The organism is Mesorhizobium sp. M0500 (assembly GCF_040321165.1).
GTDB lineage: Bacteria > Pseudomonadota > Alphaproteobacteria > Rhizobiales > Rhizobiaceae > Mesorhizobium.
Genome location: NZ_JAMYRB010000001.1, coordinates 466502 through 492294, shown reverse-complemented (window position 1 = coordinate 492294; position 25793 = coordinate 466502). Strand labels below are relative to the sequence as shown.

Here is a 25793-nt window from a genome sequence, read left to right as displayed (position 1 = left end):
CGGTCAGGCCGCCTCTGTCGCAAACAGCCTGTCGTAGGCAGCGGCAAGCTGCCGCTGTCCCTGCGGATCGATCGCCTCCAGGGGCGGGCGGACCGCCAGCCAGTGCTCGTCGCCGGTCTTGCGCGCGACCATGACCTTCACCGCCGGCGTGACCGGGTATTTGAGCAATTCGAGCACGAAGTCTCCGACGCGTGGGTCGTCGCCCCCGTTTTCGACCATTGCCCGGATTTCGCCGGTAACAAAATTAGCCATGCCGGAAATCGCGCCCTGTCCGCCGCGGCGCACGCTTCTCGCCAGATGCCGTTCGTCGCCGATGAGGATCACCAGATCGCCGTGCGCCTCAAGCAGCGCCTCACTGTAGCTCCAGTCCCCGCCGGAATCCTTCACCCCGGCCACCACAGCGGGAAAAGCGGCGCGCAGCCGGCCGATCAGCCCAAGCGGGAGCGGCACCATGGTGACTGAGGGGATGTTATAGAGCAGCACGTCGCGCGCCAGCGGACCGAGTGCGGCGAAGACGGCGGAAAACCATCCGAACAGCCCGTCCTCGCCGACATTCTTGAAGTAGCTCGGCGGAGCGAGCAGAATGTTGCGAACGCCTCGCTGCAAAGCGTGCCGGGCCTGATCGGCGGCATCTTCGGCTGCATCGACCAGCACTCCGGCGACGAGCTGATGTGGCGGAATACCGGCCGCCAGCATGGCCTCGGTGACGATCCGTCGCTCGTCGGTGCCGACCGAGGCTCCTTCGCCGGTGGTGCCGAACAGCGTCGCGCTGCTGCAGCCGGCGCCAAGGCAGGCTCGGGCATGCGCGATCATCGGTGCGAGCGTTATCTGCCCCGACGGGTCGAAGGGTGTGGTCAGGGCAACCGAAAGACCAAAGCGGGAAGCCAATGCGATCTCCGTTGAAATCAATGTGGACGTAGCGTTAGCATGCTAACATGTCAGATGTAAACGGGTGATCTTGCCAACTCGACATCGCCGAACGGCGCTGCCGCGGCAGCGCCATCGCCGATCATTTTCGCCGCTCGAAACATCACATATGCAGCTGTCCCCGAGTCTCTGCGGGATTGGCTGGACGAGGCAGCCTAAGCTCGATCAAGTGGCGACGAGGTGACCGTCGCCAACATCTTCGAGCTTGAGTTTCCGAGGCTCGTCACCGATGCGCCGCACAGCGCTTGGAATTTCGCTGTCCAAACGGACGAACCTGGCGCGGCGCCGGCTTGGATCGGGAACCGGAACGGCTTCGATCAGCCGCTTTGTGTAAGGATGGCGCGGGTTGGAGAAGATCTGGTCGCGGGTGCCCATCTCGACGATCTGCCCCAGATACATTACCGCCACGCGATCGGAGATGTTCTCGACCACCGCCATGTCGTGCGAGATGAAGAGATATGCGACGCCGAATTCGCGCTGCAGCTCCTTCAGCAATCTTAACACGCGCGCCTGCACCGACACGTCGAGAGCAGAGACGCTCTCGTCGGCAATGATCAGCTTTGGTCGCAGCGCCAGCGCCCGTGCAATGCAGATTCGCTGGCGCTGCCCGCCGGAGAATTCGTGGGGATAGCGCTCCATCTGGTCAGCGGAGAGGCCGACGCGTTCGAACAGAGCGGCGATCTGGGCATGCCGTTGCTCTCTGTCGCCGAGGCCGTGGATCAGCAGAGGCTCGGCGACGAGATCGCCTACCCGCATGCGCGGGTCGAGGGACGCGAAGGGATCCTGAAAGATCATCTGCACATTGCGGCGGACAGCCTTGCGCTCCTTGCGGCTGAGCGCCGACAGGTCGTGGCCGCCGATTGAAATGCTGCCGGTGAAGGGCACCAGTCCGGCGATCGCCTTGGCCGTCGTCGACTTGCCGCAGCCCGATTCGCCGACCAGCGACAGGGTTTCGTGCAGCGCGATCGAGAAACTCACGCCTTCGACCGCGTGCACCCTGCGGTCAACGCGGCCGAAGAAGCCGCCGTGCAGGTCGAAGCGGACGTGAAGATCGCTGACAGATACAAGCTCGGCCGGCATGTTGGCGGCATCTTGTCGGTCTTCGGCCGTCCGTCCACCGCCGATACGCGGCACGGCGGCCAGAAGCTCGCGTGTATAGTCGGCCTGCGGGCGATTGAAGATGTCAGCCGCCCTGCCCTGCTCGACCATCCGGCCGTCGCGCATGATGATGACGCGGTCCGCCATCTCGGCGACGACGCCCATGTCGTGCGTGATCAGGATAACACTGGTGCCGTGCTCGCGCTGCAGGTCGCGCAGCAGCTCCAGCACCTCGCCCTGAACCGTAACATCGAGGGCGGTCGTCGGCTCATCGGCGATCAGCACGTCCGGGTTCAGGGCCAGAGCCATGGCAATCATCACGCGCTGGCGCATGCCGCCTGAGAGTTCGTGCGGATAGTGCTCGAGCCGCCGTTCGGCATCCGGAATTCGGACTGCCTTCAGCGCCTCGAGCGCCCTCAGCCGCGAGTTGGAGCGCGACATCGAGGTGTGTGCCTCGATCGCCTCCGTGAGCTGACGGCCGACGGACAGAACCGGATTGAGCGACGTCATCGGTTCCTGAAAGATCATGGCAATACGGTTGCCGCGGATGCGGCGCATGCGGCTCTCGCTGAGAGCCGCGAGATCCTGATCGCCGAGTCGGATGGAGCCTGATCTGATGCGTGCCGCCGGCTGCGGCAGCAAGCCCATGATGGCCAGCGCCATCATCGACTTGCCGGAACCGGACTCGCCGGCGATGCAAAGCGTTTCGCCGCGCATCAGGCCGAATGTCAGGTCGGAAACGACGTCGCGCTCGCCCTCCTCGCCGCGCACGGCGACGCTCAGACCTGAGACGCTGAGTACCGGTCTGACAGAGCCACTCTCCGCGGCGGCCTGCCCGGATCGTTTGATGTCCTCCACCTTCATTCAAAGACGCAGCGGGGGAAGTAGAACGAAACCACCCAGTTGGGCATGTCGACGATCTCGCTGATGCGCAGGTCACCGCAAACCGAGACGAGCATATAGGCATCTACCGGATCCATCCCGTAGCGGCCGGAGAGCAGGTCGATCATCTGGGAAACGGCGCTCCTGGCGCCGTGCATCAGATCCGGCCCGATACCGGTTGTCACCTCATAGCCCTTGGCGTCGAGATGCCGCGACACCGGACCGGGCGTTGTGAAACGCGGCGTCCGCAGCCGGGCATCCTTGACCAGATCGAGCGTCAGCACGGCGTTCATGGGGCTCTCGATCGCCGTGCCGCAGACCTCGCCGTCACCCTGCGCGGCGTGCGTGTCGCCGACCGAGAACAACGCTCCCGCGACCTCCACGGGCAGGTAGAGAACCGTGCCGGCGGCGAGATCGCGGATGTCCAGATTGCCGCCCACGCGCCGCGGCGGGACCACCGAATGCAGACCCGGCTCAGCCGGGGCACTGCCGATGGTGCCGGCGAAGGGCTTGAGCGGCACCCGGCCGCTCTTGCCGAACAGCGCCGGTTCGAGCGAGGCGGCGTCGTACTTCCAGATATTCAGTGCCGGTTGAGTGAAGTCATCCGCCAGCAGACCGAATCCCGGGATATTCGCCGTCCAGCCGAAGCCGGACGGCTTGAACGCCTCGATGGTGATTTTCAGGGCATCGCCCGGCTCTGCCCCTTCGACATAGATTGGCCCAGTGACCGGGTTCACCTTGGCAAAGTCGAGCAAAGCAACGTCGTCGACGGTGCTCTCCATCGTCAGCTGCCCGCCGGACGAGTCCAGGCACTGGAACTCGATCGTCGACCCTGGCGCCACCCGTTCGGTCGGGACAAAGGAATTGTCCCAGCCGAAATGATGGTGGCGCCCGTGGATGGTGTAGTCGCAGTTATTGCACATCGGTCACATACACATTGTCGTAGTTGATCGGGATGTGGACCGGGTCGACGTAGAGGTTGTCGGCACCACCCATGCGGGTTGATTTCATGGTGAAACGCTGCTCGTTGAAGACCGGTGCCCAAGGCGCGTCTTCCATGATCTTGCCGTAGATCTCGCTCCACATCTTGGCGCGTTCGCCAGCCTTGGCCGGGTCGACGATTGAGTCGGCTTCGGCCGCCTTGGCGTCGAGCTCCTTGTTGCAATACCACGACCAGTTCCAGCCGCCCGGGACGGCACCAGCGCAGCCGAGGATCGGGCCGTAGAAGTTCGACGGATCGGGGAAGTCGGCGATCCAGGCCATGCCGCCGGACCAGATCATCGGCGCACCGGCCTTGTCGCCGCCGGCGGCGATGACGTTGGCCTGCGCGAGCGACTGGATGCTGGCCTTGATGCCGACCGCCGCCAGATCCTGCTGAATGGCCTGCGCGATGCGCGGGTTGGGATCGGTGTTCATGGCAAACAGCTGCGTGTCAAATCCGTCGGGATGCCCGGCCTCGGCAAGCAAGGCCTTGGCCTTGGCCAGGTCATAGGGATAGCCCTTGAATGCCTTGTCATAGCCGGGCATCGACGGCGGCAACGGCTGATTGGCCGGCACCGCACGGTTGTTGATCAGCTGGACGATGCGGTCCTTGTTGATCGCCATGTTGACCGCCTGCCGCACCTTCACGTTGTCGAAGGGCGCCATGGTGGTATTCATGGTGATATAGCCGGTGTGCAACTGGCCGCCCTCGACGACACGGGCCTTCTGCTCGGGATCGGCCATCACCTCCTGGAATTTCGCCGGCGGAATGCCGTCGCCGGGAACGTCGATCTCGCCTTTCTGGAGCCGCAGCAGCGCCACGATCGGCTCCTGGCCGATCTCAAAGGTGATCTTGTCGAGATGCGGCAGACCCTTGTGCCAGTAATCCGGGTTGCGCTCGAAGACCACGCGCTGGCCGAGCGTCCATTCGGCGAGCTTGAAGGCGCCGGTTCCGACCGGATGTTTGCCGAAGTCCGCGCCGTATTTTTCGACTTCTTCCTTCGGCACGACATGCGAGAAGTTGATCGCCATGACATGCAGGAAGGTGGCGTCGGGCCGGGTCAGCTCGAACTTGATCGTGTAGGGATCGACGACGGTTATGCCCGCCAGGCTTTCCGCCTTGCCGGCAGCGACGTTGTCATAGCCTTTGATCGAGCCGAAGAAGCCGGCACCCGGGCTCTGTGTCTTTGGATTGGTGACCCGGTCGAGCGAATATTTCACGTCGTCGGCGGTCATCTCGCGGCCATTGTGGAACTTCACGCCGTGGCGCAGCTTGAAGGTGAAGGTCTTGCCGTCGGGCGCAATCTCGTAGCTCTCGGCAAGGTCGGGCCGCAGGTTGGTGGTGCCCGGCTCGTAGTCCATCAGCCCGTCGAACAGGCTCTTGATCATCGACCAGTTCTGCCAGTCATAGCCGATGGCCGGATCGAGCGTGGCGACGTCGTCCTTGTAGGTGATGGTGATCGCGCCGCCCTGCTTGGCATTCGGATCGACGGCGTCTTCGGCACGTACGCTTGTCATGCCAAGCACCAGCGCAAGCGCCGATGCCGCCACGGTCGATATCAGATATTTTCTCATGTCATGTTCCCTTTCTCTGGTTTTCTTGGTTTTCATCTGAGCTTGATGCGTGGATCGATGAACGGTGCGACAGTGTCGGCCAGGAGATTGCCGAGCACGATGGCAAAGGCCGAAACCAGGGTGACCCCCATGATGATCGGAATATCGATGCGCTGAATGGCCTGCCAGGCTAGCTGGCCGATGCCTGGCCAGCCGAACACGCTTTCGACAACCACGATGCCGCCCATGAAGATGCCGATGTCGATGCCGATCATGGCGATGACCGGCAGGATGGCGTTGGGCAGCGCGTGCCGGAAGATAATGGCGCTGCGTGTAAGACCCTTGGCACGCGCGGTACGCACGTAATCCTGGCGCAGCACGTCGATCATCGACGAGCGCATCATGCGGGCGTACCAGCCGGCACCGAGAATTCCCATGGTCAGCGATGGCAGCACCAGATGACGCCAGGTGCCGTAACCGCCGATCGGGAACCAGCCGAGCCGCACCGCGAACACATAAAGCAGCAGCAGGCCGACGACGAATTGCGGCGCCGAGACGCCGACGAAGGAGGCGACCATCAGCGACTGGTCGGTGGCGGTGCCACGCTTGACGGCGGCGATGAGGCCCATCGTCAGCCCGATCACGACTTCGCAGGCAATTGCGCCGAGCATCAGCAGCAGGCTTGCCGGCAGCCGCGAGACGATAAGCTCCGTGACCTCCGAGCGCTGGATGTAGGAGCGCCCCAGATCGCCGCTGAGCAGACTGATCAGATAGTGCCAATACTGGACGACGAAGGGCTGATCGAGGCCGAGCTGCCGGCGGATGTTTTCGACCGTCTCGGGCGTGGCGCTGCGGCCGGCGATCTGGCGGACGGGATCGGCGGGCAGCAGATAGAGCAACGCAAAGGTGATCAGGGAGACGCCGAGCAAGATGAGCACGGACTGGACAACGCGGCGGCCGAGATAGGCGATCATGCCCGCCCCCTTTGCGTCGGATCGAGGATGTCGCGCAGCGCATCGCCGACCAGGTTAAAGGCTAGCGCCAGCGCCAGGATCGCCGCACCCGGAAAGAAAACCAGCCAGGGCGCTGCCTGAAAATAGGTTTGGTTTTCGAAGATGATGTTGCCCCAGGAAGCAGTCGGCGGTTGCACGCCGATGCCGAGATAGCTGAGCGTCGCTTCAAGAAGCACCGTCGTCGAGATGCCGAGCGTGCCCCAGACGATGATCATCGGCAAAAGGTGCGGCAGGATATGACGAAACAGGATGCGCGGGGCGCTTGCGCCGATGGTGCGCTCGGCATCGATGAACTCGCGCTCGGAGAGCGAACTTGTCTCGGTGTAGATGACGCGGGCGGTCTGCACCCAGTTCACCAATGCGATCACCATGGCGACGATCCATAGGCTCGGCTGGAGCACCGCCGCCAGGCAGATGGCGAGCAGCAGCGCCGGGAAGGCCATCATCAAATCGGTGAAACGCATAAGCGCGCTGCCGATCCAGCCGCGGAAATAGCCGGCCGTGATGCCGACCAACGTGCCGATCAGAAGCGCCACGCCATTGGCGACGATGCCGATGATCAGCGACGTGCGCGCGCCGAAAAGGAGACGGGTCAGCAGGTCGCGGCCAAGCAGGTCGGTGCCCAGCCAGAATTGGGCCCCCGGCGGCAGTGGCGCGCCTTCAAGCGTGAGCCCGTCGAACATCTGCTCGTTTGGATCGTAGCCTGTCAGCCACGGTGCAAGAATGGCGCCGGCCAAGACAACGGCAATAATCCCGAGGCCGAGCAAAGCGAGAGGCCGTTTTAGCAGACGTCGCCAGACGCCGGCGCGAGGCTTGGCTGGCATACGCCCGGCGGCCGAAAGCTCAGGCGCGATCGGATTGGTCATCGTCGCCTTCTTCTTGTGTCATCGCCACGATCCTGCGCGCGGCTTCCTCGACACTGATTTGCCAGCTCATCGCCAGCGAGCGGAGCTGCGCATAGGCACGGCCGTCCTCGGCGCCCTTCGACAAGACCTCCACCGCGCGTACGATGGTCTGGCGCTCCGCGACCCGCTGACGAAGCGAGGCAATCTCGCTGGCCAGAAGCTTGCGCGCCTCGAAACTCTGCCTTGCGATCAAAAGCGCGCTATAGACGCCGGCATTGCCGACCGGTTTCAGCAACTGCGCATCGGCCTTGTGCGACAATGCCCATTCGACGCGCCCCGGCGCCTCGGAGCCGATCAGTGCTATCAGCGGCATCGGTGCCTCGCCCGGCTTCCACGGAAATTGCTCGTCAAAGCCGAGATCGACGTCGAAGAAGACGAAGTCCGCCGCCAAGGCTTCGGCCGGCAGTTCCGGCCAGAAGCCAATCGCCTCAAGGCCGATGGCCGACAATTGCCTTGTGATCGCCTGCACGGTCGGATGTGGACGATGCAGGACAAAAGCCCTGGCGCCTCCAAGGTTCGGGATACGCGCCATCTTGCTCACGACACCACCCGCAGGCGTGGCCGCCCGAACGTCTCCGTCCGGTCATAGCGGGAAAGGTAGGGATCGGGTGCCACGCCCTTCGTCAGCGTGACCGTTTTGAACGATGTTCCATCGATACGTCCGATTAGCACCGGCAAGGTAGCATGCTGGGTTTGCGGGTCGATGGCGATGTCGCCCAGTGGCGTTCGAAATGATGTTTCGGTAAAGAACTTGGGAAGGTCCGTCCATTGTGCACCGGGGTTGCGGGTGAGGATCTCGGCGAGCATGCGCACCGAGGCATAAGCCGCCGCCTCGAAGGATGAGGCCGGCATGACGGACGGCACTGGAGCCGCACCGCGATCCGCCCCCGAGATGTCGTGAAAATAGGGCCCAACGGAAAGGTGGCCATCGCCTGCCCCGTTGAGTGCCGGCAATTCGCATTCCGTGAGATTGCAGGACAGGATCGGGCAACGCTCCGGCCTGAAATGCGGGTCGCGCCGGCCAAGCTCCGCATAGGCAGCGATGAAGGCATAAGAAGAAGGGCCGATGAGATTGTTCAGAATGAAATCAGGTCTCGTCGCCTGTATCTCCGCGATCAGCCGCGCAACATCGACCTCGCCGAGCGGCAGATAACGTTCGCCCAGCACCTTGCCGCCAGCGTCCGCAATCAGGTCGCGCGCCACGCGGTTGGTCTCCCAACCCCAGATGTAGTTGGAACCGAGCAGGAAGCCGTCGGCGCCGAAACGAGGCACGACATAGGCAAGCAGCGGTACGAGATGCTGATTGGGGCAGGCGTGTGTGTAGACGACATGCTCGTTGGCTTCGAAGCCCTCGTACGGGCAGGCGTACCACAGCGTGCTGCCTGCCCTCTCCAGGATTGGAATGACCTCCTTGCGGCTCCACGAGGTGACGCAGCCAACGATGTGACGCGCGCCGCTGTTGGCGAGGATGTCCGCGCAGCCGCTTGCATAGCGATCGATGTTGCCCTGCGGGTCGCGCTCGATCGGGATGAATTCGAATGGGATAGCGGGATCGGCGTTGACGTCGGCGATGGCGTTCATCGCACCCGCACGGCAGGATTCGGACACCAGCCGGTAGTTGCCGGACCGCGAATAGAGAATGCCGATCTCGATATGCCGTTTCAAGCAATGCCTCAAAATGACAATGCCCCGCAGCCACCGCCGCCAGGCGAGAGCATACGAGGCATTCTTGCCGCCCGGCGGTCAGAGCCGGTATTTGTCCTCACCGTATTACGCCCGCGCTCCCAGTCAAGAGCCGCCACGCGAAACTTTGGCCAGCCGAAACGGTTCGGCGCGGAGCACGCAACTCATGCCGCTGGTCGTGTAGAGTCCGCCAGGAACCAAAATTGCTGATGTCCAGGTATGGGGCCGGACAAACCCGGTTCGCTACCATTCAAAGCAACGACTTTAATATCGGTTTACCTGAATCTGCTAGCAGCAATGACGCCGGTTTTTCGTCGGTCAAGCAAAGGGTTCCACCTTGCCGCAGCAATTCAGCACTCCGTTCGGTCACCGGGGCGATCGCAACTGGCCGAGGTTGCACGGCTTCATGGGCGTCGAGTTGGAACGCGCGCCCGATGTTCTCGTGCCTCGCGTCGCCTTGGCCCGGAAGCTCGGTGGATGGGACTTTGGTGGCGGGAGCCGGGCTTGAGCGTCATTCGCGCCTTGCAAGGCGCCGACCTCCCGGCAGTTGCGAACATGTTTCAGCGCGTGCTGTTGAAGGAGAGGACCGAAGCGCCGGCCTCTCTCGTGGAATACATGAAACGGTTTTATCTGGATGCGCCCGGTTGCGCAGACAACCTCCGGTCGCTTGTCCATGTCAACGACGCCGGTCGCGTCTCCGGATTTGTCGGCGTCCACGTCCTGCCGATGACGTTCAACGGCCGACAACTACGCGCGGCCATCTGTAGCTCGCTCATGGTCGAGGACCATGAGCACGACCCGCTGGCCGGCGCCCGCTTGCTGAAAGCTTACCTGGATGGTCCGCAGGACATCTCCTTCAGCGAGACGGCCAACGATATTTCCGTGAAATTGTGGACCCGGCTGCGCGGCGTGGTCCTGCCGCAATACAGCCTTGACTGGGTCCGCGTGATGCGCCCCGCGGCCTTCATGCTCAGCCTTTCCGCCAATCGCATGGCGCTTGCGCGAATGCTCAGTCCGCTGGCGCGGACAGTCGACCGATTTTACTGCAGAAGGATGACGTCCAGCGAACGACGTTGGTCGGGTGTGGCGGTGGACGGGGCAGGCCACGGAGCATTTCGTACATCCGAAATCGACAGCCACGCATTTGCCAGGCTCATCGAACCGTTGACCGCTCAATTCGCCCTGCGCCCAGATTGGACGAAAGGCCAACTCGACCACATCCTGACCGATGCGGCACAAAAGCCGGATCTGGGCGAGCTTGTCTACGTTTGTGTGACGTCGCCAGTCGGCACCAATGTCGGCGCTTTCGCCTATTACGCACGAAAGTATGAAATTGGTCGCGTGCTGCAGATCTTCGCCCTCCCCGGCCAGGCGGGCCCGGTGATTGACTGTCTGATCGATCACGCCGCCGCGCGCGGCGTCAGCGGCGTGCGCGGACGCATTCAACCTGCACTTCTGGAGGCGATGCTTGGACGACGCATTGCTTTCCTGACCGTTGCCTCAACGGTGGTGCATTCGCGCGATCCAGAGCTTCTGGACGCCATGAAGAACTCGCAAGTTTTCCTGAACGGGCTTGCGGGCGAGCAGTGGAGCCGGCTGATCGGCAGCCGTTTCAGCTGAGGCGGGATGCTTTCAAGTTGAACCGAGCATCCCGCTCTATCTATTTATTTTAGGCGCGTTTCCACTTGGCTGCAAAATGGTTGGGTCAAAACCCAATCACTCTGAACGACCGAGTTCGACCCTTTGCCGTCATCCAGTTGGGAGCGTCGCATGGCGCGATCTGACCCTTGTCCGACATTCGGGCTCTCATGCAGCATGGTACACAGACCCGAAAAGCTGTCTTTCAGGGGCGGCGGCAATGGCATCAACCTGCGACCTGCTGTAAGCTTGGAAAGCGGGTAACAATCCGCGAAGGATTGGGGGGATGGAACGTCATCTCGCAGCCGTCCTGATTGCCGATGTCGTCGGCTATGGCCGCTTGAGCCAGATCGACGACGAGCGTACGCGTGCGCTTTTCCGAACCGACCTGAACGAAGTATTCGAGCCAAGGATCGCTGCGCACCATGGTCGACTGGTGAAAACCATGGGAGATGGGATGCTGGTCGAGTTCCACAGTGTGGTCGACGCCCTACGCTGCGCCGTCGAAATCCAGCAACAGAAGGCGGAGGTGAACGTTCTCACGCAGCCAGAACGGCGGCTTGATTTCCGCATCGGCATCAATCTGGGCGATGTTATCGTTGAGGGTGACGACATCCACGGCGATGCGGTGAACATCGCCGATCGGCTGCAAGGGCTGGCGGAACCTGGAGGAATCGCGATTTCCGCCACCGCCTGCGACCATGTGAGGGGAAAGGTGCCGATCGGCTTTGCCTCACTCGGCGTGCAGAAAATGAAAAGTATCGCCGAACCGGTTCGCGTGTACCGTGTCTTGATCGACCCCGCTACTGCGGGCAAGATCGTCGGTGCCAAACCAGGCCTTTCTTCCGGCGAGGACAGTAAGCCGCCGGTAATTGCGGTTTTGCCGTTCGAAAACCTGAGCGCCGACGACGGCTGGACGCGGCTGGCAGACGGCCTGTCGGCCGACATGATCGGCGACCTAGCGCGCTATCCCGACCTTGCGGTCATTTCGCGCCAGACCATGCAGTCCTATCGGGGACGGGCGAGCGACACACGCTCGGTTGGACGGGAACTGAACGCCGATTACCTGCTGGAAGGTACCCTCCAGGCGATCGGGCGGCGTGTCCGCGTCGCGGTGCAGCTGGTCGACACCCGGACCGGAGCCAACCTCTGGTCGGCGCGGTTCGACGAGTCGACCGATGATTTTTTTCTCATGCAGGACAGCATCACACAGAACGTCATCAATGCCCTGGCAGGCACTTTCGGCAAGCTCGCCAATCTCGGGCGCGAGGTGGCTCGGCGGAAGCCTCCCTCGAGCCTGGGTGCTTACGACTGTTATCTACTCGGGGTGGAACTGCACGACAGATTCACGACCGATGCGAGGGCAGAAGCCATGCGCATGCTGTCCCGCGCCGTGGAACTCGACCCCGGCTTCGCGCGGGCCTGGATGACGTTGGGATTGGCACATGCGGTCGATGCCTTCAATGCCTTCACGCCAGATTCAGCCGCTTCGGTCGAGCGCTGGCGAGAATGCGTGGAAAAGGCTCTGGCGCTCGACCCTGCCGATCCGATGACGCGCCTTTACATGGGCGCTCTCCGCGCCATTGACGGCGATATCAGCGGGGCCGCAGAGGAATACGACCGGGCGCTGGCCCTGGCACCCAATGACGCCGATGTGCTGTCGATGCTTGCCTCAAGCCGAGCTCTCGTGTGTGGAAATCCGGAAGAAGGCTGTGCTCTTGCCGAACGGGCGCTTCGCCTCAATCCGCAGGCTCCGAGTTGGTACTACGCGCAGCTCGCCCGGGCGCGGTTCGTCGCCGGTCGCTATGCCGACAGTCTGTCGTCGCTGCGCCAAAGTCCGCCGGATATTCCCGTCACTCTGATGTTCCGTGCCCTGTGTCACGCGCTGCTCGAAGAGCCGGCGCAGGCGCAGTCGATCGCCAGGCGGATTGCCGTCGAGTTTCCAAGGTTCACCGTCGAGAACTTCATCCGAACCTATCCCGTCACCAATCCTCTGGCCCTCGCTGCGATTAAGGAAGGGGCTCGTCGCGCAGGTATAGCGTAGAGCCGAAAACGGTGCCTAGCTGAGGAGGGGGACGCGCTTCCTGGATATGCCACTTGGTAAGCCAGGCCCCGCTTCCGGCACAGGCTGAAGGTCTGCTTCGTAGCGCTAACTGGGCGCTGGCGTGACCCCTGCTAAGCTTCCGCTCCTGGCGCAACGTGCTCGTCTGGCAGATGAGACGAACGGCAACCTCCCGCCCATCTCGGCCATTGGCGGCAGCCTGCTGATTGAGTTTTGACCCTAAGGCGCTTTTTGGGACGTGGCCGGTCTCGAAGCAGGTCAGGTACCGAGTTCTTCGACTTCCTCGACGAGTTGCGGACGCTGGTGCAGATAACGCGTCGCCTTGCGTTTGGCGATGATATCGGCCCAGACGCGTTCCACTTGTGTGGCGGCCAACCCCGCCGCCTGCCCCACTACCTCAGCCGCCACGCCGTTGTTGAGAGCGTAAAGGCAAAGATCCATACGGTCATAAGGAAGCGAGAAGTAGAACTCCTCCTGGGTCTGCGCCAGCGAGTAGGTATCGGTGGTCGGAGGCCGGTTCAGGATTTCCTCCGGAACACCGAGATGGGCCGCCAGCGCATAGACCTGCGTTTTATAGAGGTGGGCGATCGGCTTGACGTCCGCGGCGCCGTCACCGTTCTTCACGAAGAATCCCTGATCATATTCCAGCCGGTTCGGTGTTCCAAGAACGGCGAAGTTCAGACGATCAGCATGATAGTATTCGATCTGCTTGCGGGTGCGCTGCTTCATATTGGTAGCGGCGACGACGCCGAGATAGACAGGCAACGGCATTCTCAGTTTCGTCTGCTTGCCTTCGGGATCCTGCACCACCAGCGACGAGATATTATAGCCTTGGCCCTCGAGCGCGTTCGCGATCACGATCTTCGAGGCCCAGCCTTCGCCGTATTCCGGGACCAATTCGCGGATGAAGGCGTCGCGGCGCTGGTAGCAGCCCATCGCGCGCAAGGCCGGCCCGATATCCTCCGTCACAGCCTCGACACCGAAAGTTTCGGCGACGAGGCGGCCGAGCCGCAGACTTTCAGGATCGGAATCGCTTTCCGGCATGAACAGGCAAAGCACATTCTTGGGGCCGACGGCTCGTGCCGCCAACGCGACCGACACGCTCGAATCGATCCCGCCCGAAAGACCGAGCACAAGGCCCCGCTTGCGAAGCCCGCGCAACTGCTGGCGCAAGGCCGTTACGATACGGTCCGTTTCGGTGATCAGGTCGATTGCCAGAGCCTGCGCCAGAAAGGTCCGCGCATCCTCGGTCGGGCGAACATTCATTGCGCGGCCTCCATGGTTTCTGCCGCAAGCCGACGGCTGACCTTGCCGGTATCGGTCTTCGGCAGCTCGCGGCGGAACTCGATGACCTTGGGGACCATGAAGTCCTCAAGGTGGCGTGCACAGTGGCGTATGATATCCTTTTCGCTAAGCGCTGGGTCGGACCGTACGATAACTGCGCCGATCGCATGCCCGAGCACGGGATCCGGCACACCGACAACCACCGCTTCCGCGATGCCCGGATGAGCATGAAGCACGGCTTCCACTTCCTTGGGCGCCACCTTCTCTCCCCGCGACTTTATGATGTCGTCCTTGCGGCCGACGAAATAAAGAAAGCCTTCCTCATCGGCCCTGAACAGATCGCCGGTGTAGAGAACCTTCTCCCAAGGGTTCGGACCCGGGCGCAAGGCTCGTGCCGTCGCAGCTTCGTTTCGCCAATAACCCTGCATGACGTGCGGCCCGCGAATGACCAATTCACCTGCTATGCCCGGCGGCACTCGTTGCCCGTGGTCGTCGACGATAAAGGCTTCGGTGTTCGGAATGGCTATTCCGACCGACCCCGGCCGGCGGTCAAGCTCCTCGGGCGGCAGATAGGTGCAGCGCTTGCATTCCGTCAGGCCATACATCGAATAGAGCCTGACACCGGGAAAAAGGAACCGCAAGCGTTCTATGTGAGCCGGCGGCAAGGCAGCCGCCGTGTTGGAAATATAGCGAAGGCTGGGCAGGAAGCCCGGCGCCAGATCACGCATCTGCAGGATCATCGCTGCCATCGTGGGCACGAGCGGAAGCCCGGTGACGCCTTCCTGGCGGATGCGTTCAAAGACCGCCTGGGGAAAAGCGAAGGACTTCTCGAGCACGAGCGTGGCGCCGAGCCTGACGGTCATCAGCAATTGATAGAGGCCGTAATCGAAAGCGAGGGGCAGAACATTCAAGATGATGTCGTCGGGCGAGTTGCGCAGGTAGTTGGTGATGGAGTCGGCCGCCGCGTCGCAATTGCGGTGCGTCATCATCACGCCCTTGGGCCGGCCGGTCGAGCCCGAGGTGTAGATCAACATAGCAAGATCCACGTCAATGCCGCGGTGGTCAATCTCCCTGGCTTGGAGCGTCAAGCAATCCGCCAGGGATGTGGCCCCTGCCGGGCATTGGTTATCGGCACCAACGGTGGAGGCCACGAAGATGCCGGTCCTGCCGGACGATCCGCACGCCTCGGCGACCACGGGCATCAGTTTTGCTTGCGTGAGGATCGCAGCTGCGTCGCAATCGGCGATGATGTAGGCCAGCTTTTCGGCCTTGGTGGATGCATTGATCGGACTGAAAGTCGCGCCTGCTTTAAGAACTGCGAAAATCGAAACCGCAGCCTCCCAGCAATTGTCCATGAAGATCAGGACCCGGTCGTCGCGACTGACGCCATTCATGAAAAGGGCGGCGGCCAGACGGCTCGAAAGATCGTCCAGCTCTTCATAGCACAGCCTTTTGTGCTCGGTGATCAATGCCGTTTTGGCTGGATGGGCAGCGGCCTTCGCCGTCAGAAAATGTTCGATCCGCACGGACGCTCCTCGCCGATGGCGCCTACGCTGCCAGCGCTTCTGCCTTTGCCTTGATGAAGGCTGAGATGCGGTCAATCGAATCCAGATTGGCCGGTACGATGTCGGCATCGACCATCGCTATGCCGAAATCATCCTCTATGAATGCCACGAGCTCCAACACGGCCGTCGAGTCGATGATGCCGTTCTCGATCAGTGATACGGAGTCTGCAAGCTCGTAGGACGTGTCCCCGAACAGGAAGTTGTCGACGATAAAGGTTTTGACCTTGTCCTTGACTGCTATCATGATTTTTCATTCCCTCGATTTCTCAGGCCGCTCGTGCTGCACCGACCTTTTCGCCGGTGAAAATCTTCTGCCACAGTTGCGTCGACAAAATGCCGACGAAAGCCGCATTGTCGCGGAATCCGGACGCTGGCTGCAAGCGGCATTTCTCGTGCAGGTTCGCCACCGCCTTGGCGTTGAATAGTCCGCCGGCGGCGATGCTCGCTTCGCTCAGTGAGTCGCGTACGTAGTCCAGTTCTCCCGCTCCAACGAAGGAGCGGGCTTCCGGTGCCCGGTAAGGCTGTTTGGTGCGCTCGCGGATGGCCGTCGGAAGCAGGTGCTTGGCAGCTTTGCGCAATATGTGTTTTTCCACCAGTCCCTTCAGCTTCATCTCCGGCGGAAGTCTGGCCGCAAACTCCACCAAGCGATGGTCAAGGAAGGGGAAACGCCCTTCGATACCGTGCGCCATGGCCATGCGATCGCCCTGGCTAGAGAGGATGTAGCCCGGCAGGAGAAAGCGGGTTTCGAGATATTGCGCCTGATGCAGCGGATGCCACCGGGAAAATGCCTCAGGCAACCGGCTGGCCAGGTCCTCGGCTGCGTCATACCCCTTCAATGTCGCGCGCAGGTCACCGGAAAAGAACATCTTCGCCGCTGATGTGGTCTTGAAACGCGGCCGATGCGAGAACAGCGGATCGTCCAGGGCAGCGCTGCCGGTTCCGAAGAACGCAGCCAGGTACTCCACGGACTGCTGTTGCAGGCCCGGCAGATAGGGATAAAGCTTGCGGAACAGTTGTGGCCTGATGCGCGATGCCGGCTGTCGCGCGCAGAAACGGCGAACCCGCGCTTCTTTGAAGACATCATAACCGGCAAAGACCTCGTCGGCGCCTTCGCCTGTCAGCACCACTTTCAAACCGGCCTGGCGAACGAGGCCGGACAATTGATAGAGGGGAGCCGGGGCCGTGCGGATGATCGGCCGCTCGGTAAAGCGGATGACTTCGGGAAACACACCGGCGATATCGCCGGCACGACACGCAATGGTTCGATGCTGCGTGCCAAGTGCCGACGCCATTTCGGTCTGGAAGGCGCTTTCGTCATGCTCGGCGCTGTCGAACGTCACGGAAAATGTCTGCAGCTTAAGAGGGGTCATGCCGGCCGCGAGTGCCGAAACGAGGGATGAATCGAGCCCGCCCGAAAGGTAAGAACCGACCGGCACGTCGGCGCGCATGCGAAGCCTCACCGCGTCGGTCAACAGGGCCTGCAGTTCCTCGGCCGCGTCGTCCTCATTGGTGATCTTCGATGGCGTATCCGGATACGGGTAGTCTAGGTGCCAATATGGTTTGACCGTGACTTGCCCCTGTGTCGCGATCATCACGCTTGCCGGCTCCAGCTCGTGGATGTTGCGGAAAGCCGTGCGTGGAGCGATCGGCGCCCACAGCGTAAAGATCTGGTCGAGTGCAATCGGATCGATTTCGGCCGAGACGCCGGGTACCTTCAGCAGGGCCTTTATCTCCGACGCAAAGTAGAGCACCCCCCCCTTGCTGGTGTAGAACAGCGGCCGAACACCCATGCGGTCTCTTGCAAGCACCATCCGCCGCCGGCGGTTATCCCAAATCGCGAAGGCGAAATCACCGTTCAGGAGCGACAGGCAGTCTTCGCCCATCTCGTCATACAGCTGCAGGAGAACTTCGGTATCGCTCGATGTGCGGAAGCGTCGGCCCTTGGCCAGCAGCCCTTCGCGCAATTCCACGTAGTTGAAGATCTCGCCGTTGAACGCAATCGTCAAATTGCCGGTTTCGTCGGACATCGGCTGCTGGCCATCACCAATTCCAATCACCGACAGCCGCGCATGCCCAAGTCCAGCCTCGGGCGCTACGAATTTCCCTTGTTCATCCGGCCCGCGATGGGCGATCGCAGACGTCATGCGCGCAAGCAAAGCTTCCGCATCCCGGACTGAACCGAAATAGCCCCCGAATCCGCACATCCACACAGCTCATACTGAACAGCAAGCCACGAAACATAGCGGTCATAAGCGCCTCAAAGGTTAATCGGATACTTTTCAGCGAGCATGTGGTTAACAGGATGTTAGGACAAAATGATGCTTTTGCGGACCGACTTGCGCCCCACTCCAGGTGTCACGCTTGAAGGCGTCACGGCGAGCGATGCAAATCACTGCTTCGAGTACGGCCGGTACCAGTCAACAAACTTCTTCAGCCCGTCCTTTATCGAAACGCTAGGCCTGAAGCCGAAATCCCGCTCCAGCGCGGTCATGTCGGCGTAAGTCTTCTCGACGTCGCTCGACTGCATCGGCTCGTTGTGGCGGATTGCCTTGACCTCGAGCAGCCTTTCCAGAATGTCGATGAAGTCGCCCAGGCGCACCGGCCGGTTGTTGCCGACATTGTAGAGCCTGTTCGGCGGAACGTCAGCCGCCGGCGACTTGTCGAGCACGGCGACAACCGCCTTCACAACATCGTCTATGTAGGTGAAATCGCGCCACATTTCGCCATTGTTGAAGACCCGGATCGGCTTGCCCTCGAGCATCGCCTGGGTGAACATCCAATAGGCCATGTCGGGACGGCCCCAGGGACCGTAGACCGTGAAAAACCGCAGGCCGGTCTGCGGTATGCCGAACAGATGGGCGTAGGTGTGGCTCATCAACTCATCGGTTTTCTTGGTGGCAGCGTAAAGCGAAACGGGCTTGTCGACCTGATCGGCTTCGCTGAACGGCACGCTGCGGTTGCCGCCATACACCGAGCTCGACGAGGCATAGACCAGATGCTCGAATGCCGGTTCGGCGCGACAGAATTCGAGCACTTCGAGGTGGCCCATGACATTGGAGCGGATATAGAGCCGCGGATTGTCGAGTGAGTGGCGCACGCCTGCCTGCGCTGCAAGGTGCACGATCCTAACGATGCCTTGCCCGGCCAAAGCGGCTGCAAGCGTGCCCTGTTCGGCAATATCGATCTGGTGGAATGAAAAATCCTTGTGGGGCAGAAGGCGGGCAAGCCGCCCCTTTTTGAGCGCCAGGTCGTAATAGTCGTTCATGTTGTCGACGCCGACGACCGCTTCTCCCCGGTCGAGCAGATGGTGGCAAACGTGGCTGCCAATGAACCCCGCGGCTCCGGTGACAAGTATAGGCAACAAGCTTCTCCACGCGCATAGCCGGGCCGGTATCTGGAGCGGCAGATCCGGCCCATTTCCTCGTGCTATAGTCGAAAGCCGAGGTGGAGACCACCATTAAGCTGATGCGTCAGCTTGCCTCGCGCATGGCTTCGGCCGCCTGCAGGTCTACCGACACCAGTTGGCTGACGCCTTGCTCGGCCATGGTCACCCCAAACAGCCGGTCCATGCGCGCCATGGTGATCGGGTTGTGTGTGATGATGACGAAGCGCGTTTCGGTGGTTGCGGCCATTTCGTCCATCAGATTGCAGAAACGCTCGACATTGTGGTCATCGAGCGGCGCGTCGACTTCGTCGAGCACGCAGATCGGCGCCGGGTTGGTCAGGAACACGGCGAAGATCAGCGACATCGCCGTCAACGCCTGCTCGCCGCCGGACAGCAGCGTCATCGTCTGCGGCTTCTTGCCGGGCGGTCGCGCCAGGATCTCGAGCCCCGCTTCGAGCGGATCGTCGGACTCGATCAGTTGCAGCTCGGCGGTGCCGCCGCCGAACAGGTGCGAAAACAGCCGTTGAAAATGGCCGTTGACCACCTCGAAGGCAGCGAGCAGCCGCTCGCGGCCTTCACGGTTCAGGCTGTGGATCGCCTGCCGCAGCTTGCGGATCGCCTCGATGATGTCGTCGCGCTCTGAAACGATGGCCTCCAGCCGGTCCGACAATTCCTTCTGCTCTTCCTCGGCGCGCAGATTGACGGCACCGAGCCGTTCGCGTTCGACCTTCAGCCGGTCGAGCTGACGCTCGATCTCGGCCATTTCGGGCATCGGGCTGTCGGGTTCGAGGCCGGTGTGGCGGATCACCAGATGCGGCGGCGTGTTCAGCGTTTCCTGGATGCGCGCCTCGACTTCCAGCCGACGCTCGTCGGCGGCGGTCAGCCGCTCTTCGGCGCGAACGCGGGATTCGCGCGCCTCGGCCAGCGACTGGATGGCAGCAGTCGCAGCCTTGTCCAGCTCGGACTGCCGGTTCTCCGCTTCCTGCAAGCGGTCGCCCGCTGCCTTGCGCAGGCTTTCGGCCTCGGCGAGTTGCGACAGCAGGGCGCGCCGCTTGGCGTCGATCTCGTCGGGGGCGTCGGCCAGTTGCTCGCGCTCGGCCTCGGCCTCTGCCTTGCGTTCGCCGAGCGCCGCGATCTGTGTCGAGGCGTTTTCGGCGCGCTCCACCCAGTTGCGCCGTTCCGCGCAGATGGCATCGAGCCGACGCGCACGTGCCTCGGCTTCCCGCCTCAGGCCCTCGTGAACGGCACGCGCATCGGCAAGGGCGGCGCGGTCGCGGGCGACGTTGGCCGCCGACTGCTCGAGCTGCAACTGCAGGTCGCCGAGATCGGGCGCGTCCTGCAGCAGCATTTCCGCCTCGACGAATGCCGCCGCCGTTTCCTCATGGCTGTCGACAATGCGTGCGCGCGCCTCGTCAAGTGCTGCACGCCGGCTCGACAGCTCGCCGCCGGCTTTTTCGGCCTCGGCCAGCGTATTGCGGGCAGCGTCGAGCCCGTGCTGGGCGTCGCGCCCGGCCTGTCGGGCGTTGCGTTCGGCCTCGCTCGCCTGGGCAAGCGCCTGTTCGGCCTGGGCAAGGGCTTGTTCAGCTTCGCGCAGGGTGCGCGTGGCATGGACTGCTTCGGCATCGAGCTCGGCCAGCCGGTTTTTCTGCGCCAGCCGCTGCGCGGCGGCGGTCGGGGCATCGGCGCTGGCGGTGAAGCCGTCCCAACGCCAGAGCGCGCCTTCGCGGCTGACTAGCCGTTGACCGGGAGCAAGCAGCGTCTGCAGCCGTCTTCCGTCGGCGGCTTCGACAATGCCGATCTGGGCCAGCCTGCGGGCCAGCTGTGCCGGCGCACGCACAACGCTGGCGAGGCTCCTTCTGCCTTCGGGCAATGCGGCGTCGGCAGGCTGGATTTCGCTCTGGCCCCAATGTACCGGCGCACTGCGGTCGAGCGGCACGTCGAGATCTTCGCCAAGCGCGGCACCCAGCGCCGTCTCGTAGCCGCGCTCGACGCTGATCTGCTCCAGCACCGAGGGAAATAGATCGCCGCTGGCGGCGTTGAGGATCTTGGCCAGCGTGCGGGCCTCGGTTTCGATCCGCGCCAGCTCGGCCTTTGCGTCCTGAACCGGTGGGCGGCCAGCACTTTCGCCTGCACGCGCCTCGGCGACCGCCTGTTCGGCGGCAATGGCGGCTGCCTCAGCCTCTTCGAGCAGCGCCAGCGCCTGATCGACCAGCAGCCGCTTCTCGGCGGGATCGGGCAGGCCGGCGACTCTGGAGACGATCTCCGACAGTTCGCGGTCGACATCGGCAAGCTGGCGGGCAAAGCGGTCGCGGCGCTCAGCGGTGTCGCGCAGCGTCCGTTCGATCTGGTTGCGCGAGGCGGCAGCCTCCGCCCGTTCGGCGGTCAGCGCGGCGAGCCTGGCCTCGCTCGAGGCAAGCGTCGATGCCGCCTGCTCGAAAGCCGCGCGGGTGCTGGCCTCGCGCTCGGCGGCGCCGGCGTTTTCGGCGTTGAGCGCGGCTTCTTCGGCGGCGAGGCGTTCGAGGATATCCGCATTGTCGCGGACCATGCGCTCCTCGCGGGCAAGGTCGCCATCGAGCTGTTGCAGTCGGCGGTCGAGCTCAGCCTGGCGGGCGCGGATGCGGCCTGCCTCTTCCTCGATCTGCGCCTTGGCGATCGATAGACGCTGGAAGGCGGCGGCGGCAGCGGCTTCCGCATCGCGCAGGTCCGGCAGCCGGTGGGCGTTGATGCCTTGTTCCCTGGCGGCAGCCATCTGGGCGGCGGCACGGTCGCCGACCAGCGCGGTGGCAATCGCCAGCGCCGAACGCGCTTCGCCTTCCTGCGTCTTGGCCAGCGTCCAGCGCAGATGCAGCAGCGTCGCTTCGGCCTTGCGGATGTCGGCCGACAGGTTCTTGAAGCGCGAGGCCTGGCGGGCCTGGCGTTTCAGGCTTTCGATCTGACCCTCCAGCTCGCCGACGACGTCGTCCAGCCTTTCGAGGTTCTGTTCCGCCGCCTTCAGCCGCAGCTCGGCTTCGTGGCGCCGTGTGTGCAAGCCGGAAATGCCGGCCGCCTCCTCCAGCAGCGCGCGGCGCGCCTGCGGCTTTGCCTGGATCAGCTCGCCGATGCGGCCCTGGCCGACCATCGAGGGCGAGCGGGCGCCGGTCGACTGGTCAGCGAACAGCAGCTGAACGTCCTTGGCGCGAGCCTCCTTGCCGTTGATGCGGTAGAGCGAGCCGGCCTCGCGCTCGATGCGGCGCGAGACCTGCAATTCGTCGGCGTCGTTGAAGGCGGACGGCGCGGTGCGGTCGCTATTGTCGAGGAACAGCGTGACTTCGGCGGTGTTGCGGGCCGGACGCGTTCCCGAGCCGGAAAAGATGACGTCGTCCATGCCGGACGCACGCATGTTCTTGTAGGAGCTTTCGCCCATGACCCAGCGCAGCGCCTCGACCAGGTTCGACTTGCCGCAGCCGTTCGGCCCGACGATGCCGGTCAGACCGCGTTCGATGACGAACTCGCCGGGTTCGACGAAGGATTTGAAGCCGAGGAGGCGAAGGCGCGAGAACTTCATTCGCGCCGGCCCATAGCCAAGTTTCGCAAAACTGTGCCGCGGTTTTGCAAGGAGAACCCGCGGCAAGACAAAGAAGTGCGCACGCCGAAGCTACGCCGCTTCGGCGCTGCCGAAACGTCAGAGCAGAGGGTCGATGATGGCCGACATTTCCGCAATCGACATCGCCCCTTTGTAGGTCTTTCCGTTGATGAAAAAGGTCGGTGTGGAATCGACCTTGAATTCGTCGGCGCCGCGCTTCTGGACAGATCTCACATCGTCCAGAAGTTTCTGGTCCGTCAAGCAGGCCTCGAAGGACTCCTGTGTAAAACCGGCAAGCTTGGCGATTTGCAGCAGTGCGTCCTTGGTATTGTTCACACCAACCCAGTTCGCCTGCTGCCTGAACAGTACGTCGACCATCGGGAAATAGTTGTCCTTGGAGCAGCGCGCCAGCATGAAACCGGCCTCGGCGCTGGGATCGAACGGAAACTCGCGCAGTATGTAACGGGCCTTGCCGGTGTCGATATATTTCGTCTTCAGCTCCGGAAAAGTGGTCTCGGCGAAATGCGCGCAATGCGGGCAGGTCATCGATGCATATTCGACGATAGTGACCTTTGCATCGTGCTTGCCGAGCTGCATGTCGGGCAATGCGCCGGGCTTCAGCAGTGCCGCCATATCGACCGTGCCCTGAGCCTCCGGCGCCGCCGCGGCGGCCGGAGCGGCCGGCTTCGCAGGTTCCGGAGCCGCAGGCTTCACATCCTGCGCCTCGGCTTTCTCGCCCGAGTCGCTGCAGGCGGCAAGCAGCGCCACCGCTGGTATTGCGGCCAGCGAAGTCAAAAGGTTTCTGCGGGACAAGGAACGGATCATACGAATCACCTGGCAATAGTTGGATTTTGCAATGCAAAGTCTACAAAAAGCGAGAGTTGGCGCGAATTAAGGCATTACCGCCCCTATTCCAATCGCCAAATCCGGGCATACCATCACGATAGCGCGAGATCACGGTTTCTTTTGACCGAGAATGGTGGCGCCAAGCCGCTCCAGCGAGGCGCGCAGCCCGCCGTCCTCGATCAAACCAACGGTGCCCGACAGCTTCGCTTTCTCGGCCGCAGTCAGCGGCCGCAAACTGGGTTTCGGCTTGTCCTTGCCCGCCATTACCGGCTTCTGCACGATCCTGATCCGGCCGATCGCATTGAAACCGAGGAAGGCATTGACCCGGTTGATGATCTCGCCGGTCTCGTGCTGCAGATGCAGTGCCGCTACACCCTCGCAGGCAATCACCAGCACCGCCGGTTCGAAAGGATCGTCCTCATGCATGCGGCGCGGCCACTGGATCTTTTCCGGGCGCGAGCGGCCGGCAAGCCGCGGCCCGGCAATTTCTTCCCATGACTGGACCAGTCCGATCGACATACCGGCCCGCTTGCGCAGCACCGGGTCGAGGATCTCGGTTGCGAGATCGCTCACCGGAACGGGATTGCCGAAGGGCCTTTTCCCTGCCATGTGCGTTCTCCAGCTTCAGCACCAATGGATTAGGGCCGACCCTCGATCAATGGCACTGCACGACCAGACCCGCAAGGCCGTATCCGGAGACAATGTCGAGATCGCCTCCCGGCTGCTTGCCTGGTACGACGCGCATCACCGCGACCTGCCCTGGCGCGTTTCGCCGCGCGCGCTGGCGGGCGGGGCGCGGCCCGATCCCTATCTGGTCTGGCTTTCCGAGGTGATGCTGCAGCAAACCACGGTCGAGGCGGTAAAATCCTATTTTCAGGCGTTCATGCAGAAATGGCCAACGGTCCAGGCGCTGGCGGCGGCACCGACCCAAGACGTCATGAAGGCCTGGGCCGGGCTCGGCTATTATTCCCGCGCCCGTAACCTCAAAGCCTGTGCCGATCTCGTCGCGCGGCAAGGCGGCCGCTTTCCGGACAGCGAGTCCGGCTTGAAGGAACTGCCCGGCATCGGCGCCTATACGGCGGCGGCGATCGCAGCGATCGCCTTCGACCGACCAGCCGCGGTCGTCGACGGCAATGTCGAACGGGTCGTCTCACGGCTGTTTTCGATCGCCACGCCGCTGGGCGAAGCCAAGGGCGAGATACGCGGCCAGGTCGAACGCATGGTTCCCCTGACAAGGCCCGGCGACTTCGCGCAGGCGATGATGGACCTGGGCGCGACGATCTGCACGCCGCGCCGGCCCCGCTGCATTCTGTGCCCCGTTCGCGTGGACTGCAGCGCCACGATCTCGGGCGACCCCGAACGCTTTCCGGTCCGCCTGCCCAAGGCCGAAAGACCCTTACGCCGCGGTGCCGCCTTCGTTGCCGTCAGGTGCGACGGCGCCATCCTTCTGCGCAAGCGCGCGGACAAAGGCCTGCTCGGCGGCATGACTGAGGTGCCGACGACCGGCTGGACGGCGCGCATAGACGGCGCCACCACGGAAGCGGCGGCCCCGCTCCCCGGCAACTGGCAGCAGGCCGGACGCATCGGCCATATCTTTACCCATTTTGCGCTTGAACTCGACGTGTTCAAGGCGGAGACCGACGTTGCCGCCCCGGTCGGGCATTTCTGGTCGCTGGCCCATGAAATTTCCGGGGAAGCGCTGCCGAGCGTCATGAAAAAGGTAATCGAAGCGGCGATGCCGGGCGCGACGAAAAAGCAGCGGCCGCGTTGAAAGAGAGAAGAATGACTGAAATCCGCCACATCGTTTTCGACATCGGCAAAGTGCTGATCCACTATGATCCGGACCTGCCCTTCAGTCGCTTGATCCCCGATCCCGACGAACGGAAATGGTTCTTCGACAATGTCTGCACGCATGATTGGAACATCGAGCAGGATCGCGGCCGCAGTTGGGAAGAGGCCGAAGCGCTGGCGATCGCGCAATATCCCGAGCACGCCGAAAATATCCGCAATTTCCGCCGGCACTGGCACGAGATGGTGCCTCACGCCTATGAGGACAGCGTCGCCATCATGATCGGCCTGATCGACAGCGGCCATGACGTGACGATGCTCACCAATTTCGCTGCGGATACGCTCGCCGAGGCCCGCGAGCGCTTCGATTTCCTCAATCGGCCGCGCGGCGTCACCGTTTCCGGCGACATCCGCCAGATCAAGCCGGATCGCGCCATCTATGACCACCACGTCGCCGCGTTCAGCCTCGAACCGTCAGCGACGCTGTTCATCGACGACAGCCAGAAGAACGTCGACGGCGCCAAGGCGGCGGGCTGGCAGTCGGTGCTGTTCACCGATGCAAAGACGCTCAGGGCGGACCTTGAGCGCCTTGGGATCAAAGTGTGATTTGAATCGGTTCC

At 62.8% G+C, this 25793-nt stretch carries 20 protein-coding genes; 4 read left to right on the top strand and 16 right to left on the bottom strand.

The features are described from left to right. Positions 1-3 precede the first annotated feature (3 nt). The 8 genes from NKI70_RS02425 to NKI70_RS02390 form a co-directional block, all read right to left on the bottom strand. On the bottom strand, positions 4-888 hold the full coding sequence (locus tag NKI70_RS02425; protein WP_352724090.1) for a dihydrodipicolinate synthase family protein: 885 nt from the start codon (positions 886-888) through the stop codon (positions 4-6). A gap of 204 nt (positions 889-1092) precedes the next feature. Continuing rightward, positions 1093-2889: an ABC transporter ATP-binding protein gene (locus tag NKI70_RS02420; protein ID WP_352724088.1), complete on the bottom strand. Its 1797-nt coding sequence runs from the start codon at positions 2887-2889 to the stop codon at positions 1093-1095. Then, positions 2886-3830 carry an acetamidase/formamidase family protein gene (locus tag NKI70_RS02415; RefSeq protein WP_352692173.1) on the bottom strand — a complete coding sequence of 315 codons (945 nt, stop codon included), beginning with the start codon at positions 3828-3830 and terminating at the stop codon, positions 2886-2888. The genes NKI70_RS02420 and NKI70_RS02415 overlap by 4 nt, the downstream gene beginning before the upstream one ends. Continuing rightward, a complete protein-coding gene (locus NKI70_RS02410; RefSeq protein ID WP_352692174.1) occupies positions 3820-5463 on the bottom strand; it encodes an ABC transporter substrate-binding protein in 1644 nt (547 codons plus the stop codon). Before NKI70_RS02410 ends, NKI70_RS02415 begins: the two co-directional genes overlap by 11 nt. A gap of 32 nt (positions 5464-5495) precedes the next feature. Beyond that, positions 5496-6416, bottom strand: a complete 921-nt coding sequence (locus NKI70_RS02405) for an ABC transporter permease (protein WP_352592449.1) — start codon at positions 6414-6416, stop codon at positions 5496-5498. Next, positions 6413-7279 carry an ABC transporter permease gene (locus NKI70_RS02400; RefSeq protein ID WP_352724308.1) on the bottom strand — a complete coding sequence of 289 codons (867 nt, stop codon included), beginning with the start codon at positions 7277-7279 and terminating at the stop codon, positions 6413-6415. The genes NKI70_RS02405 and NKI70_RS02400 overlap by 4 nt, the downstream gene beginning before the upstream one ends. 19 nt (positions 7280-7298) lie before the next feature. Then, a complete protein-coding gene (locus tag NKI70_RS02395) occupies positions 7299-7901 on the bottom strand; it encodes an ANTAR domain-containing response regulator (RefSeq protein ID WP_352455770.1) in 603 nt (200 codons plus the stop codon). Further along, complete coding sequence (locus tag NKI70_RS02390; protein WP_352692175.1) at positions 7898-9025, bottom strand: transporter substrate-binding protein; 1128 nt, start codon at positions 9023-9025, stop codon at positions 7898-7900. The genes NKI70_RS02395 and NKI70_RS02390 overlap by 4 nt, the downstream gene beginning before the upstream one ends. 522 nt (positions 9026-9547) lie before the next feature. On the opposite strand from NKI70_RS02390, the gene NKI70_RS02385 reads away from it, so the two are divergent. Continuing rightward, positions 9548-10663, top strand: a complete 1116-nt coding sequence (locus tag NKI70_RS02385; protein ID WP_352724086.1) for a hypothetical protein — start codon at positions 9548-9550, stop codon at positions 10661-10663. 304 nt (positions 10664-10967) lie between these two features. Next, a complete protein-coding gene (locus NKI70_RS02380) occupies positions 10968-12725 on the top strand; it encodes an adenylate/guanylate cyclase domain-containing protein (RefSeq protein ID WP_352724084.1) in 1758 nt (585 codons plus the stop codon). 276 nt (positions 12726-13001) lie between these two features. Here the strand turns inward: NKI70_RS02380 and nadE are convergent, their stop codons facing one another. The 8 genes from nadE to NKI70_RS02340 form a co-directional block, all read right to left on the bottom strand. Beyond that, positions 13002-14009, bottom strand: coding sequence for an NAD(+) synthase (gene nadE / locus NKI70_RS02375; protein ID WP_352571381.1), 1008 nt, complete (start codon positions 14007-14009; stop codon positions 13002-13004). Continuing rightward, on the bottom strand, positions 14006-15553 hold the full coding sequence (locus tag NKI70_RS02370; protein ID WP_352724082.1) for a class I adenylate-forming enzyme family protein: 1548 nt from the start codon (positions 15551-15553) through the stop codon (positions 14006-14008). Before NKI70_RS02370 ends, nadE begins: the two co-directional genes overlap by 4 nt. A gap of 22 nt (positions 15554-15575) precedes the next feature. Then, positions 15576-15839, bottom strand: a complete 264-nt coding sequence (locus NKI70_RS02365) for an acyl carrier protein (protein ID WP_352724307.1) — start codon at positions 15837-15839, stop codon at positions 15576-15578. A gap of 19 nt (positions 15840-15858) precedes the next feature. Further along, a complete protein-coding gene (gene asnB, locus NKI70_RS02360) occupies positions 15859-17796 on the bottom strand; it encodes an asparagine synthase (glutamine-hydrolyzing) (protein ID WP_352724080.1) in 1938 nt (645 codons plus the stop codon). Between the two features lie 185 nt (positions 17797-17981). After that, entirely contained in the window at positions 17982-18953 is a 972-nt protein-coding gene (locus NKI70_RS02355) for an NAD-dependent epimerase/dehydratase family protein (protein WP_352692181.1), read from the bottom strand. Positions 18954-19062: 109 nt separating this feature from the next. Next, the gene (gene smc / locus NKI70_RS02350; protein ID WP_352724079.1) at positions 19063-22521 is read right to left on the bottom strand and encodes a chromosome segregation protein SMC; all 3459 of its coding nucleotides are present in this window, start codon (positions 22519-22521) and stop codon (positions 19063-19065) included. A gap of 117 nt (positions 22522-22638) precedes the next feature. After that, positions 22639-23364 carry a DsbA family protein gene (locus NKI70_RS02345; protein ID WP_352571386.1) on the bottom strand — a complete coding sequence of 242 codons (726 nt, stop codon included), beginning with the start codon at positions 23362-23364 and terminating at the stop codon, positions 22639-22641. A 129-nt stretch (positions 23365-23493) separates the two neighbouring features. Continuing rightward, positions 23494-23994: a DUF721 domain-containing protein gene (locus NKI70_RS02340; RefSeq protein ID WP_023674157.1), complete on the bottom strand. Its 501-nt coding sequence runs from the start codon at positions 23992-23994 to the stop codon at positions 23494-23496. 49 nt (positions 23995-24043) lie between these two features. Between NKI70_RS02340 and mutY the strand changes: the two genes are divergently transcribed. Then, positions 24044-25156, top strand: coding sequence for an A/G-specific adenine glycosylase (gene mutY, locus NKI70_RS02335; protein WP_023674156.1), 1113 nt, complete (start codon positions 24044-24046; stop codon positions 25154-25156). Between the two features lie 11 nt (positions 25157-25167). Continuing rightward, complete coding sequence (locus NKI70_RS02330) at positions 25168-25779, top strand: HAD family hydrolase (RefSeq protein WP_023674155.1); 612 nt, start codon at positions 25168-25170, stop codon at positions 25777-25779. Positions 25780-25793: the final 14 nt, after the last annotated feature.

Coding starts and splice junctions, on each gene's coding strand:
- NKI70_RS02420 (WP_352724088.1), bottom strand. CDS start 2,889: ATGAAGGTGGAGGACATCAAACGATCCGGGCAGGCCGCCGCGGAGAGT.
- NKI70_RS02415 (WP_352692173.1), bottom strand. CDS start 3,830: ATGTGCAATAACTGCGACTACACCATCCACGGGCGCCACCATCATTTC.
- NKI70_RS02410 (WP_352692174.1), bottom strand. CDS start 5,463: ATGAGAAAATATCTGATATCGACCGTGGCGGCATCGGCGCTTGCGCTG.
- NKI70_RS02405 (WP_352592449.1), bottom strand. CDS start 6,416: ATGATCGCCTATCTCGGCCGCCGCGTTGTCCAGTCCGTGCTCATCTTG.
- NKI70_RS02400 (WP_352724308.1), bottom strand. CDS start 7,279: ATGCCAGCCAAGCCTCGCGCCGGCGTCTGGCGACGTCTGCTAAAACGG.
- NKI70_RS02380 (WP_352724084.1), top strand. CDS start 10,968: ATGGAACGTCATCTCGCAGCCGTCCTGATTGCCGATGTCGTCGGCTAT.
- nadE (WP_352571381.1), bottom strand. CDS start 14,009: ATGAATGTTCGCCCGACCGAGGATGCGCGGACCTTTCTGGCGCAGGCT.
- asnB (WP_352724080.1), bottom strand. CDS start 17,796: ATGTGCGGATTCGGGGGCTATTTCGGTTCAGTCCGGGATGCGGAAGCT.
- smc (WP_352724079.1), bottom strand. CDS start 22,521: ATGAAGTTCTCGCGCCTTCGCCTCCTCGGCTTCAAATCCTTCGTCGAA.
- NKI70_RS02345 (WP_352571386.1), bottom strand. CDS start 23,364: ATGATCCGTTCCTTGTCCCGCAGAAACCTTTTGACTTCGCTGGCCGCA.
- NKI70_RS02340 (WP_023674157.1), bottom strand. CDS start 23,994: ATGGCAGGGAAAAGGCCCTTCGGCAATCCCGTTCCGGTGAGCGATCTC.
- mutY (WP_023674156.1), top strand. CDS start 24,044: ATGGCACTGCACGACCAGACCCGCAAGGCCGTATCCGGAGACAATGTC.
- NKI70_RS02330 (WP_023674155.1), top strand. CDS start 25,168: ATGACTGAAATCCGCCACATCGTTTTCGACATCGGCAAAGTGCTGATC.